The following is a 12,785-nucleotide window of genomic DNA, read 5'->3' on the forward strand; positions in this document are numbered from 1 at the left end:
CCGTTACCCAACCGGAAAAGCAATGCGGGAATAATCTCGCCCTGACAACACCAAGTATCATCCGGGCATGTACCGGAGATATTCGGAAACCCGCGACGGCGCCACGCTTCGCGGGCTTTTTATTTTCCGCCGCCTCCGGTCGATCTTCATGACGGCCCACGAAACATCGGGCAACATGAAGGCACTTCAGACTCGTCCCCGTTCCGTTGCGGCGAGTCCCACACACAGCATTGCGCGATTCGCTCAGCCGAATCGCCCGGGAGAATTACGATGATTGACGGCCTGATCGGCGGCAAACTGTACGGCAAGGCTGCACAGCGCACTGGACAAAACGGACACCCCTTCGTTACCGCGAAGGTTCGCGCAACGGGCGGAGACGGCGATGGCGATGCGATCTTCGTCAATGTGATTGCCTTCAGCGAGACAGCCATCAATGCGCTGCTGGCGCTCGAAGACGGCGATAGCGTGTCGATATCCGGCTCGCTCACGCCGAAGGTGTGGACCGACCGCAATGGCGAAACGCGTCCCGCGCTCGATATGGTCGCCACGCTCGTGATGACCGCGTATCAGGTCAAGCACAAACGGGCCACGACCCGGGGCGACGCCAGCCCCGCGCACGACGCGGACGCGGACATTGACGACGGCGACAGCCCCCACTGATATCCCGTCAGACGGCCAACGCCGCGCCATCGCTGCGCGGATCGTGGGCGCCCGTCGCCCATCCGTCGGCAGCTATCGCAATCACCCCCGCCTGCCCCGCCAGCGGGCTGTGGCTCGGCAATGCCGCCAGGGCATGGCCGCGCTGCGTCAGAGCGGCGAACACGTCGTCTCCCGCATCGCGCTCCAGCTTCAGATTGTCCCGGCTGTCGGAAAAGGTACGGCCAAGCAGAAAGCGCGGTTGCGAGAGCGCTTCGTACGGATTCAGACCGTAGTCGATCAGCCGCGTCAGCAGGGCACATAGCGTCTGCGGCTGACCGTCCGCCCCTTGCGTGCCGTACAGCAGGCGAGGGCGGCCGCCCTCCAGATAGATGCCGGGATTGAGCGTATGGAACGGCCGCTTACCTGGCATCAACGCATTGGGATGTGCACTGCCCAGCGGTCGGAACGCCGCCCCACGGTTGTGCCACAGCACCCCCGTATCGCCCGCCATCACACCACTTCCCCAATCGAAGTAGATCGTTTGCAACACACTGACGGCGCGCCCGGCGACGTCCGTCGCGGCGAAGTACACCGTGTCGCCCTCGCGAAAGCGATGCGGCCAGTCGAGCGCAGCATGGTCGTCGATGCGCGTCGCGGCCGCCGTCAAGTGTGCGTCGGACAACATCTCAGCCACCGGCACGTCGGCATATTCCGGGTCCGCCACGAAACGGTCGCGATCGATGAACGCCTGTTTCACCGCCTCGACAAGCCGGTGGTAATACGTTGCGCTCCCATGCGCGCAATCGCGCAGCCCCAGTCGCGCGAGTATCCCCATGATTTGCAGTGTGGTCACCCCTTGCGTCGGAGGGGGCAAGGTCGCCAGCACGCCGTCGCCGTAGGGCATTGTCAGTGCGGGCGACACGTGCACGCGCGTGGCGGCAAGGTCGTCTTGCGTAATCGGTGAACCGGCAGCTTGCAGGCCCTTCGCCATACGCGAGGCCAATTCGCCTTCGTAGAAGTCGCGCGCGCCGCCATCGGCCAGCCGCCGGAGTGTTTGCGCCAGCGCCGGTTGACGAAACCGTTCGCCCGAAACCGGTGCGCGCCCACCCGGCAGGAATGTTTGCGCGAAGCCGTGCCACGTCGCCGCGTCGCCCATCTCGCTTGCGCGATACGCATACCAGAAGTCTTGCGAACGACTCACAGCAAAACCGTCTTCGGCGGCAGCAACAGCCGGTGCGAGCAGCGACGCCCAAGACAAGGTGCCACCCCACGTATCGCGGCTCACACGATAGGCCGCCTCCCACGCCGCGACCGTCGCCGCCGTAGTCAGCGCAGAGGTGGGCCCGCGCATGGCGATCGCCGCGCCGTCGAGCAATGCCGAGGGAAGCCGCCGTGCCGCTTGTCCAATGCCTGAAACCGCGAGTGGCGACGCGTCGCCTTGCGCCCCGTCGGCAATCAACCAGAAACCGTCACCGCCAAGGCCAGTGAAGTGCGGCATCGTGACGCACAACATGGCCGCGATCGCGATGGCGGCTTCGATCGCGTTGCCGCCTTGTTGCAGCACAGTGCGGCCTGCCGCGCTCGCCAACGCATGCGGACTGGTGACCAATCCGGCGCGCCCGCCGGCCAGCCCCGCTGCCGCAGCGCCGGCAACATCTCGCGCCGTCATGCGGCAGCTCCTGCCTCGTACTGACCGCCGAGATAGGCCGCCGCCAGACGCGCATCGCCCGCCAACTCGCTCGCAGATCCACTCGCACTCACGCGTCCCTCTTCCAGCACGTAGCCGCGATCGGCAATGGACAACGCCATCGCCGCCATCTGGTCGACGAGCAACATCGACAGCGACTCACGCCGCAAAGCGTCGAGCGACGCAAACAACTCCGCGATGACCTTCGGGGCCAGTCCCAGCGACGGCTCGTCGAGCAACAGCACACGCGGCGCCGACATCAATGCGCGCGCAATCGCAAGCATCTGTTGCTCGCCGCCGGAGAGCAAACCGGCGCGTTGATGTTGCCGCTGCCGCAAGCGCGGGTAGCGTGCAAACATCTGATCGATGCGTTTATCGAGCGTCGCCCGTGGCAGACGTCCACACGGAAACGCCCCAAGCCGCAAGTTGTCGAGCACCGACAATTCCGCGAACACCTGCCGCCCCTCCGGCACCAGCACGACCCCCAATGCGGCGATCTTCGCGGCATCCAGCCGGGATAGATCGCGCCCGTCGAAGGTGATGCCTCCGCTGACCGGACGATGCAACCCCGCGAGTGAGCGCATCAGTGTCGACTTGCCGGCACCATTAGCACCGAGTAGCGCGACCAGTTCGCCCTCGCGCACCTGAATCGATATGTCGTGCAGCACCGGCGCGGCACCGTATCCCGCGGTGAGTTTGCCCACGCCCAGCACCTCAGACGTTGTTGCAACGTCGCGCTCGATCGGTTTGCCCACGTCCGCCGTCGATGCGCCAAGATAAGCCTGGCGAACACGCTCGTCGTGGCGAATCGCCGCGGGCGAACCCTGCGCAAGGAAGCGTCCCGCGTCGATCACGACAATGCCATCCGATACCCCCATCACCAGCGACATATCGTGTTCCACCAGTCCGACCGCCACACCGCTATCGGCGATCTCGCGCAGGAGCTTGCCGAGTTGCGCTTTGTCTTGCGTCGATAGTCCTGCCGCCGGCTCGTCGAGCAACAGCACGGCCGGACGCGTTGCCAACGCGCGAGCGATCTCTACCAAACGGCGGTCGACGTGTGCAAGGTCCGCGGCCATCAGTTCCACATCGCCGTGATAGCCACAGGCGCGTAGCAGGGCGGTTGCGGCGTCGCGGCGCGCCTTGCTGCGCATGCGGGCAACGCCGAGCAAGCCGCCGAGTCTTCCCGCACTCAGCGCGAGCGTCACGTTATCCAGCACGCTCATGCCGCCGAACAATTGCGACGTCTGGTAGGTACGCGCCACCCCGTGCCGTGCGCTGTCGCACGCGCCGCGCGCTGCGAGCATGTCGCCACCGAGCGCACGCGTGCCCGCCTGCGGACGATAGAAACCCGACAGCATGTTGAGAACGGTCGACTTGCCCGCGCCGTTCGGTCCGATCAGACTCGTCACCCGTGCGGCAGGCAGCTCGAACGACAGATCGCTCACCGCTTTCACGCCGCCGAACGTCATGGCGAGGCCACGTGCGGCAAGGCTCTTGCGCTGCGCCTGAGCCAGCACTGGCAGCGCAAGCGGCGCGTTCGCGTCGACACCGGCGTCTCTCGACGAAGCGCCGCGGCGCGAGTTCCACCAAGCGCTCAACACGCCAATCACGCCGTTCGGCGCGCCCCACAATACAACGAGCAACAACACGCCGAAGCAAAGCAGGCGCAGGTTCTCGAGGCTCGCCAGCAACTCCGGCAGCAGCCCGACGACTACCGCGCCGACAAGCGGCCCGGCAATCGTGCCGGCGCCGCCGATCATCACGACCAGCACGAACAGCAACGACTGGAGGAATGAAAACATGCCCGGCGTGACCATGCCTTGCAACGGCGCGAACAGGCCGCCCGCCAATCCGGCGAGCGCTGCCGAGAATGCGAAGGCCACCGCTTTGACGACCAGCGGATTGACACCGATCGACGATGCCGCCGTCTCGCTGTCGCGCACCGCACGCATGGCCGCCCCCCATGCGCCGCGGGAAATGCGCGCATAAATCAGCAGCGCCACGCCCAGCACGGCAAGGGCCGCTACGGCCACCACGCGCTCGCTTCCGGCAATGCCGAAGATGCCCGGAGGCATCACCCCCATCAAGCCGTTCTGTCCACCGGTCAGCGCACGCCACTCTACGGCGCCATGTTCGACCATGAAGCCAAACGCAATCGTCACCATGGCGAGTCCCGGTCCGCGCACCCGCAGCGCGGGCAGCGCCAGCAGACCGCCAGTCAGCGCGGCGATCACGCCGCCCACGAGCCACGCGGGCCAGAACGGCCACCCCGCCTGTGTCGTCAGAATGGCCACGGCGTAGGCGCCTATGGCGTAGAAGCCCACGTGGCCGAACGACACTTGTCCGGTCAATCCGAGCAGGAGATTCAGGCCCACGCCGCAGATCGCGAGCAACGCCACACCCGCGATCACCACGACAAAATAGCCGTTCACCACACAGGCGGCGCCGGCCATCGCCAGCAGTGCCGCCGCAAGACTCGCCGTCAGCGCAATGCCGTCACGGGCTCGCGTGGCCGCTCCACCGGACGCCGCCGCCGAAGCCTGCGGCCCGAGCCGCACAGGAATGTCGCTCATACCTTACGTACCTCCGCGCGACCGAACATGCCGTCCGGACGCATCGCCAGCAACACAATGACCAGTCCGAACGTAATGATTTGCGTGTAGCTCGACCCCAGCGTCGCGGTAATCATCGCTTCGGTTACGCCGAACAGCAGACCGGCAACCATCACGCCCCACGCACTGGACAGTCCGCCAAGAATTGCCACGGCAAACGCCTTGAGGCCGAACACCGTCCCCATGTCGGCCTGAACATTGAACAGCGGCGCGATCAGCACGCCGGCAACCCCTGCGAGCAGCGTCGACACCGCAAATGCGGCGGCAATGGTGCGTTGAATCGGGATCCCCATGAGTCTTGCGGCGTCGCGGTTTTGCACGACGGCGAGCATGGCCACCCCCCAGCGCGAGCGTCGCAGCACGTAGTGCAACACCCCCGCGAGCGCAAGGCCGACCACCGGGATCAACAGTTGCAGCGGATAAACGCCGAGTCCCGCGTCGCCGATCTGCAACGAGCTTTGCGCCAGCGACGACGGCAGGCTTCGCGGCTCGGTCCCGAAGCTGAGCATGACCACGTTGTCCAGCACGATACCGAGCGCCACGGTCGCCATCAGCCACGCGCTGGACCCGCGCCGAACAAAGGGTTGCACCGCGAGCCGCTCCACAACCAGACCGTAGACGGCGCACAGCACAAGGGCAGCGACGACCGCCAGCGGCATCGGCCAGCCGAGCGTCTGCGCGAACGTGTACGCCAGCACGGCGCCCAGCATCATCGAGCTACCCTGCGCGAAGTTGACCGTCGCACTCACCGCAAAGGTCAGATGAAAGCCGAGTGCCATGAGGCCGTACATACTGCCGAGCCCCAGGCCGGCGACGAGCGCCGAGATCCATTGCATGAGAAGTCCTCCGGGATGCCGCCACGCGACATCCCTCAATACCGGTGACGTGTGATTTACTTCGCCGCGACCTTCGCGCCTGCGGCGGACACCGGGACAATGCGGTTATCGATGAATTGCGCCCACACATAATCCTGGGCGGACAGCGCGTCATGTTGCTGGTCGGTGAACGGCTTCACGTACGTCTTGATGAGGCCTTCATAGCGATCAATCTTGTAGAAACCACCGCGAATCGCATCGCCGTTCGTCGAACCCGCCTTGTCGATGGCAAGTGCGGTCAGACGCATGGCGTCGTAAGCGTTCGCCACCCCCACGGCCGGGGTAATGTCGTCCACGCCCTTCACGTCGGAATATTTCGCTTTTAGCGCGGCAACGACACGCGCGCTCACCGGCGATGTCGCGCCGAAGAAGCTATATGTCTGCACGAAATGCACGGCCTTGGCGTTAGGGCCGGCCAACTCGGTGAAGCGTCCGCCCGCCGGGCCCCAGTGCGACACGATAGGCACCTTCCACCCCATGCGGTCGAGCGACTTCACCACCTGCGCCGACGGTCCGACGTTGCCGACCATCAGCAATGTGTCGGCCCCGGCGGCCTTGAGACGGCCGAGCTGCGGCGTAATGTCCACGTCGTTCGCTTCGAATTTCTCCACGCCGGCGGGCTTCATGCCTTTCGCCGCCAACGCGGCCACGATGCCCTTCTCGTTCGATTCCCCCCAAGGATTGTTCACGAGAATCAGACCGAGCTTCTTCGCGCCGAAGGTCTCCTGAGCGTGAGCCACCATGGCGCTGTCGACGATTTCATCGACCGCCGACACGCGAAACACATAGTTCGGATTAGCGCCATTGCGAGTGATCGGTGTGCCCGCTGCCCACGGGCCCATGAACGGCACCTTCTCCTGATTGGCGATGGGCACGATCGCCATCGACACCGGCGTGTCGAGCCCGCCGAACAGCACCGCGACCTTGTCTTTGTAAATCAGCTCGCGCGCCGCAAGCACGCCTTTGGCCGGATTGCCTTCGTCGTCGCGACGCACCAGTTCGAGCTTGCGACCGCCGAGCACGCCACCGCTCGCGTTTATCTCGTCGATGGCTATCGTCATGCCGCGCGTAAGCGCCTCTCCGGCACGCGCCGATTGCCCCGAGAGCGCGGTAACGAGTCCGATCTTGATCGTGTCCGCCGCGTAGCTCGAGACACTGACGAACGACATACCGGCTGCCGCCAGCGCAAGCGCACCGGCGCAGAGCCAACGCCGGCGAGATGAGGCCGACGCCGCCGTCGTGTCGTGGGCGCAAGCGGCGTTGGAACGTACAGATGCAGACATGAGCAATCTCCGTGAGGAAGCTTCAGAAGCGAATCGAGAGCGGACCAATCCCGGTCCCGGTGCCGGGACATTGCCCGGACATGTCCCCGCCGTACGCAAGAGGCGTGCCACGTTGTCAACAATTCCTCCGAATCGCCCCGCACGAAACGCAGTGCAATGTGTTGACGATCTGGCATTGAAATTGCGAACGATTGGTTGTGACGTTCGTTGACGATATGTTCTGCGCCAACTCGGAACGCGCCCGCACGGTCGCGGTGCGCAAATGTTTCAAGTCGGCTCACGACGTGAAAGCGAACGATGAACGAATGGCCCCTGACAGTGAGCACGCCTTGCGAGCCCCGCGAGGCAAAGACGACACCCGATGACTTCTGCCCTGACGCTTCCGGAACACGACGACTGCGCGAACACCGATACCCGCTTCGGCGCACTTCGCACGCACGACCGCTTCGACTATCTGCCGATCACGGCGCGCGACACCTATCGCTGGCCCAACGGCGCCCGCCTTGCCGTCTACCTTGGCTTCAATCTGGAGCATTTCGCTTTCGGTGAAGGACTGGGCGCGACCCTGGGCCCGCTCTCGCCGCAGCCCGACGTGCTCAACTTCAGTTGGCGCGAATATGGCAATCGCGTGGGAGCGTGGCGTTGTCTCGACTTATTCGACGATCTATCGATGCCAGCCGGCGTCGTCGTGAATACGTCGCTGCTGGATCACTGCCCTTCGCTCGTGCACGCTTGCGTGGCGCGTGGCGACGAGTTGATCGGACACGGACATACGAACGCGCATCGGCAGAGCGACTTCGAGTTTGCGCATGAGCACGACCTGCTGGCCCATTGCCGGGAGCGCCTGACGTCGGAAGCGGGATATGCGCCGGCGGGATGGCTATCGCCGTGGATATCGGAGACGCATCACACGCCGGATCTGCTCGCGCGCACAGGCTATCGCTACACACTGAACTGGTGTCACGACGACCGGCCGGTGCGCATGCGCACCGCGCACGGCACGTTGTGGTCGGTGCCGTATCCGCAGGAGGTGAACGACATTCCGATGATCGTCGGCCGTCACCTCGACGGTGTGGCCTTCGCCGACATGATTGCCGACCAGTTCGACGAGATGTACGCGCAGGCGGAACATCCAACGCGTGCCCAGCCGCTGGTCATGGGGATCGCCTTGCATCCGTATCTCGTCGGACAACCGTATCGCCTGCGCCATCTGCGTCGCGTGCTTACGCCCATCGCCGAGGCGGCGCGTCGAGGCGAGATCTGGCTCGCCACGCCGGGAAATATTGCGTCGCATGTCGCGGCCGTGAGCGCGACGCAACCCGACGCCGTCATGGGGTAAGGTGCGACATGACGCTCAAGCTGCATTGCCTGGCGTGCCCCGACTGTTCCTCTTCGACCTTATTTCCGTCGTCGCCTATGCCTGCCGACAAACCGACACCTCCTTCGCGCCGCACCGCCGGAAAATCCGCGCGGGCGGCATCCGCAACCGCGCTTTCGGTATCCGCGAACGATACAGAATCTCGCTTGCTGTCCCTGCATACCCCCGCTACGCAGGGCCTCGGCGACGAGAGCGCCGAAATGCGAATCGAGACGCATATCTATCGCACCATCGTCGATGGCGTGCTTGCGCATCGGCTTACCCCTGGCACGAAACTGCCGGAGCCTGAGTTGTGCCAACTCTTCGACGTGGGGCGTGCGGTGGTGCGCCGCGTGCTGGAGCGTCTGGCGCATGACGGCATCGTCACGTTGCGCCCCAACAAAGGGGCGGTGATCGCCGAGCCGACCCCCGAAGAAACCCGCGAGATCTTTGAAGCACGTCGCGCATTAGAACGCGCGCTGGTCGAACTGGCGGTCGCCCATGTGACCGACGACGATCTCGCGATGTTGCGCCGTCAACTCGACGCCGAGCACGCGGCGATGCATCGCTTCGATCAGCCGTCATGGGCGCGTCTCGCAAGCGATTTTCATTTGCGTGTCGCGGCGCTGGCCGGCAATGCGGTGCTGTTGCGCTATCTCACCGAACTGATCTCGCGTTGCTCGCTGATCGTCGGGTTATATGAGCCCCCGGGCTATGCCCCTTGCGAGCATGACGAACACACGGCCATCGTCGAATGCATCGCGCGGCGCGACGCTCCGGGCGCCATTGCCCGCATGCAGTCGCACCTCGAAGAACTTGAGCGGCGCATCGAGACAACCCGCATGCGCGGCCAGAAGAGTCTCGCATCGCTGCTCGGATTGCCGGAGGTGACATCGCCGGAAGACGTCGCACCACCGTCAAACGCCGTCAAACGCGAGCGCCGCCGGAAAAGCTGAGGACATGGCATGGAAATCGACTTCCGCGAAATCACGGCGTACCAGCGCTACAAACTGATGGCGAGTCTGATCGTGCCGCGTCCGATTGCGCTGGTCACGACGATCAACGAGGGTGGCGCCATCAACGCCGCGCCGTTCTCGATGTTCAACATGCTCGGCGAAGAACCGCCCATCGTGATGCTATCCATCAACCGGCGCGACGACGACTCGCTCAAGGACACTGCCGCCAATATTCTGCGCAGCCGCGAATATGTGGTGCATCTGACTGACGAAGCGATGACGGCGCGCATGCATGTGTGTGGCGACCGGTTACCTCCCAGCGAGAGCGAGTTGACGCACGCAGGACTCACACCGGTGGCAAGCAGTCTCGTCGCACCACCCCGCATTGCGGAAGCCCCGGTCGCGTTTGAATGCACGCTCTGGGAAACGCTGGAAACGCCGAGCCGTCATATCTTCATCGGACGCGTTGAGCGCATGCACGCCCGCGACGAACTGATCGATACCGAGCAATGGCGTGTCCGGTTGCAGAACTACTTTCCTGTGGGGCGTTTCGGTGCGAGCTTCTACGTCGATACCCGCAACCGATTCTCGCTGGAGCAAGCGTGCGGCCAACCCACGCTCAGCACGGCCGTCGACGAGATGTAGCGAGACGAACGGCGTGCGCGTCATCATGTCGAGATATCGGTGGCGGCACTCGGCCAGAAGCCGAGTGTCGCGGGAGTGGATGAAGCCATCATTTCGATTCGTTCCTTTCCGGTGAATGACATCCGGATCACGTTGTCCGGAAACCAAAAAGAAACGCCCCCCCGGCAGACCGGGAGGGCGTTCGAATCAGGATCTGATCGTATCGTCGCGTCCGCGCAAAGGCAACGCAATTTGCGGCGAGATTTTTGCGCGCGTTTCCGTCGGTATTCAGTCGAAACGTCGGCCGCGCGTCTCAGGCATCTTCAGATAGACGACGAGCGAGATGGCCGCGCAGATCGTAACGTACCAATAGAAGTACGACTCGTGACCGCTCGCCTTGAAGCGCAACGCCACGAACTCCGTCGTGCCGCCGAGAATCGCCGTGGTCAGCGCATACGGGAAACCGACCGCCAATGCCCGGATGCGCGGCGGGAACAACTCCGTCTTCGCCAGCATGTGCACCGACGTGAAGCCCGAGAGCATTACCAGCCCGGCGAACGACAACGCGAACGCCACCACCGGATCTTTCGTGTGACTGAGTGCGGTGAAGAGCGGCACGGAGAACAGCGTGGTGCTCACACCGAAGATCATCAGCACCTTGCGGCGGCCAATCACGTCCGACAACAACCCGAACAACGGTTGCAGCGGCATGTAGAGCAGCAGGGCCAGCGTGGAGACGAACGTCGACGACTCTTTCGACAAGCCGACCGAATTCACCAGGAACTTCTGCATGTAGACGGTGAACGTATAGAACGCCACCGTGCCGCCGATGGTGATGCCGATCGCCAGCAGGATCTGACGCCAGTGCCCGAGCACTTCGCGGGCAATCGACGTCTCGCGCTTCTTCGCGCTATCGACGAACGCCTCGCTCTCCGTCACGTTGCGACGCATGTACAGCGCAAACAGCGCCAGCACACCACCGAGTACAAATGGGATACGCCACCCCCAATGTTCGATCTGCTCCGAGGTGAGCAATACGCGCTGCATCAGCAGCATCAGGCCGAGCGCGACGAGTTGTCCGGCAACCACGCTCACTTGCAGGAAACCGAGGTAGAAGCCTTTGCGATGCTCAGGGGCGACTTCGCTCAGGTACGTCGCGCTGGTGCCGTACTCGCCGCCCATCGAAAGACCTTGCAGCAAACGCGCCGCAATCAGCACCATCGGCGCGAAGATGCCGATGGTCGCGTAGCCGGGGGTAAGCGCAATCATCATTGAGCCAACGCTCATCGCGAGCACCGATCCCGTAAGGGCCGCCTTGCGGCCTCGCCGGTCGGCGTATAGCCCGATGAGCCAGCTGCCCAGCGGACGCGCAACATAGCCCACCGCCGCAATCGCTGCGGTATTCATCAGTTGGACGGTCGGGTTGTCGCCGGGAAAGAACGCCTTGGCGAAGTAGATCGAGAAGATGCTGTACGCGAGAAAGTCGTACCACTCGATCAGGTTGCCCGCGAGGCCGCCGACGATGGAACCGATCTTGACCGGCGCACGCGCGCCGGAAGCCGTGTGCGTCGAGCGCGATGTTTGTGGAGCGCGGGCGGCAAGGGAATCCGAGGGGGGCGTCAAAATCTGTCTCCAACACTTGTTGTTTGTTGCAGTCGTGCAGTGATGCCGTGCTGCTGGAAATGCAAGCGACGCCGCGAACGGCCGGCGTCGCTGTCATGCGTATTCAAGGGAATCGGTTCGCGCCGCGTGCTCAGTCGGCCGCGTACTTTTTGTCGAGCGCGTCGTAGAAGGGCTTGTTCACCAGACGCTGACGTTCCGCGAAGGGCACGACAAGCGACGGATCTTCGTCCAGACGCCCGCTGTCGCGCAGCGTACCCAGCGCCTTTTGCATGCCGAGCACGGCGCTTTGCAGCGCGGCGTTCGCATAGAGCACAATGCCGTAGCCCAACTCGGCCAGACGCGGTTGCGATTGCGTCGGTGTCTTCCCGCCAATCACGATGTTGATCAACTGCGGACGATCGAACAGCGCCGGCAGGCGTTCGATATCGGCGAGCGTTTCCGTCGCTTCGATGAACAGAATGTCCGCGCCAGCGTCAATGAAGCGGCGTCCGCGCTCGATAGCGGCTTCGATACCTTCGACGGCCGCTGCGTCGGTACGCGCGATGATTTGCAGATTGGCGTCTTCACGCGCATCGACCGCCGCACGGATCTTGCCGACCATCTCGTCGGCACCAATCACCGCCTTGCCGTTGAAGTGACCGCACTTCTTGGGCAGCACCTGATCTTCGAACTGGATGGCGTCGGCGCCGCTGCGCTCAAGCACGCGCACCGTATGACGCACGTTGAGCGCATTGCCGAAACCGGTGTCGGCATCGACGATGATCGGCAGCGACACGGCGTCGCGCACCCGCGCAGTGTGCTCGGCCATCTCGGCGAGGCCCACGAACGCGAGGTCGGGCAGGCCCAACGACATATTGGTGACGCCCGCGCCGGTGAGGTACAGCGCTTCGAATCCGGCGTCTTCGATCACGCGGGCCGAGAGGGCGTTGAAGGCGCCGGGCACGAGCAGCCCCTGGCGGGCCTCGACCTTGCGGCGGAAATTGGCGCGACGTTGCGCGGTTGCAGTGGTCATGGCGTTTGTCTCCGTAACGGCGGTATGGGGATATCGGTAAATGGGTCTACCGTTTGCAATCTGCGTGCCAGTCGCCACGACACTTGAGAACGCGACACAAAGGCTTGTCAAATC

The 12,785-nt window shown here is 64.1% G+C and carries 10 protein-coding genes; 4 read left to right on the forward strand and 6 right to left on the reverse strand.

Going from position 1 to position 12,785, the window contains the following annotated elements; translation table 11 throughout:
• Positions 1-270 precede the first annotated feature (270 nt).
• Complete coding sequence (locus tag AT395_RS24645; RefSeq protein WP_048628420.1) at positions 271-660, forward strand: single-stranded DNA-binding protein; 390 nt, start codon at positions 271-273, stop codon at positions 658-660.
• Between the two features lie 7 nt (positions 661-667).
• On the opposite strand, the gene AT395_RS24650 is transcribed toward AT395_RS24645, so the two are convergent.
• From AT395_RS24650 to AT395_RS24665, 4 genes are read right to left on the reverse strand one after another with little or no spacing between them, the layout of a single operon-like run.
• Positions 668-2,308 (reverse strand): gamma-glutamyltransferase family protein, encoded by a 1,641-nt coding sequence (locus AT395_RS24650; protein ID WP_048628419.1) that lies wholly within the window; start codon positions 2,306-2,308, stop codon positions 668-670.
• Positions 2,305-4,902, reverse strand: coding sequence for a branched-chain amino acid ABC transporter ATP-binding protein/permease (locus tag AT395_RS24655; RefSeq protein ID WP_048628418.1), 2,598 nt, complete (start codon positions 4,900-4,902; stop codon positions 2,305-2,307). Before AT395_RS24655 ends, AT395_RS24650 begins: the two co-directional genes overlap by 4 nt.
• Positions 4,899-5,777 (reverse strand): branched-chain amino acid ABC transporter permease, encoded by an 879-nt coding sequence (locus AT395_RS24660; RefSeq protein WP_048628417.1) that lies wholly within the window; start codon positions 5,775-5,777, stop codon positions 4,899-4,901. Before AT395_RS24660 ends, AT395_RS24655 begins: the two co-directional genes overlap by 4 nt.
• 56 nt (positions 5,778-5,833) lie before the next feature.
• Positions 5,834-6,985, reverse strand: a complete 1,152-nt coding sequence (locus tag AT395_RS24665) for an ABC transporter substrate-binding protein (RefSeq protein WP_042117615.1) — start codon at positions 6,983-6,985, stop codon at positions 5,834-5,836.
• A 475-nt stretch (positions 6,986-7,460) separates the two neighbouring features.
• Between AT395_RS24665 and AT395_RS24670 the strand changes: the two genes are divergently transcribed.
• The 3 genes from AT395_RS24670 to AT395_RS24680 all read left to right on the forward strand — a co-directional run bounded on the left by AT395_RS24670 (position 7,461) and on the right by AT395_RS24680 (position 10,057).
• On the forward strand, positions 7,461-8,438 hold the full coding sequence (locus AT395_RS24670; protein WP_048628416.1) for a polysaccharide deacetylase family protein: 978 nt from the start codon (positions 7,461-7,463) through the stop codon (positions 8,436-8,438).
• Between the two features lie 239 nt (positions 8,439-8,677).
• Positions 8,678-9,412 (forward strand): GntR family transcriptional regulator, encoded by a 735-nt coding sequence (locus AT395_RS24675; RefSeq protein WP_048628448.1) that lies wholly within the window; start codon positions 8,678-8,680, stop codon positions 9,410-9,412.
• 9 nt (positions 9,413-9,421) lie between these two features.
• Positions 9,422-10,057 carry a flavin reductase family protein gene (locus tag AT395_RS24680; protein WP_042113738.1) on the forward strand — a complete coding sequence of 212 codons (636 nt, stop codon included), beginning with the start codon at positions 9,422-9,424 and terminating at the stop codon, positions 10,055-10,057.
• A 267-nt stretch (positions 10,058-10,324) separates the two neighbouring features.
• Here the strand turns inward: AT395_RS24680 and AT395_RS24685 are convergent, their stop codons facing one another.
• Entirely contained in the window at positions 10,325-11,659 is a 1,335-nt protein-coding gene (locus AT395_RS24685; RefSeq protein ID WP_082117717.1) for an MFS transporter, read from the reverse strand.
• 130 nt (positions 11,660-11,789) lie between these two features.
• Positions 11,790-12,671: an isocitrate lyase/PEP mutase family protein gene (locus AT395_RS24690; RefSeq protein WP_042113736.1), complete on the reverse strand. Its 882-nt coding sequence runs from the start codon at positions 12,669-12,671 to the stop codon at positions 11,790-11,792.
• Between the last annotated feature and the right edge of the window lie 114 nt (positions 12,672-12,785).

It is taken from the genome of Pandoraea apista, assembly GCF_001465595.2.
Lineage (GTDB): Bacteria > Pseudomonadota > Gammaproteobacteria > Burkholderiales > Burkholderiaceae > Pandoraea > Pandoraea apista.

Bases quoted from the DNA above. Each gene is read 5' to 3' on its own strand.
- AT395_RS24645 (WP_048628420.1), top strand. From the start codon at position 271: ATGATTGACGGCCTGATCGGCGGCAAACTGTACGGCAAGGCTGCACAG.
- AT395_RS24650 (WP_048628419.1), bottom strand. From the start codon at position 2,308: ATGACGGCGCGAGATGTTGCCGGCGCTGCGGCAGCGGGGCTGGCCGGC.
- AT395_RS24655 (WP_048628418.1), bottom strand. From the start codon at position 4,902: ATGAGCGACATTCCTGTGCGGCTCGGGCCGCAGGCTTCGGCGGCGGCG.
- AT395_RS24660 (WP_048628417.1), bottom strand. From the start codon at position 5,777: ATGCAATGGATCTCGGCGCTCGTCGCCGGCCTGGGGCTCGGCAGTATG.
- AT395_RS24665 (WP_042117615.1), bottom strand. From the start codon at position 6,985: ATGTCGTTCGTCAGTGTCTCGAGCTACGCGGCGGACACGATCAAGATC.
- AT395_RS24670 (WP_048628416.1), top strand. From the start codon at position 7,461: ATGACTTCTGCCCTGACGCTTCCGGAACACGACGACTGCGCGAACACC.
- AT395_RS24675 (WP_048628448.1), top strand. From the start codon at position 8,678: ATGCGAATCGAGACGCATATCTATCGCACCATCGTCGATGGCGTGCTT.
- AT395_RS24680 (WP_042113738.1), top strand. From the start codon at position 9,422: ATGGAAATCGACTTCCGCGAAATCACGGCGTACCAGCGCTACAAACTG.
- AT395_RS24690 (WP_042113736.1), bottom strand. From the start codon at position 12,671: ATGACCACTGCAACCGCGCAACGTCGCGCCAATTTCCGCCGCAAGGTC.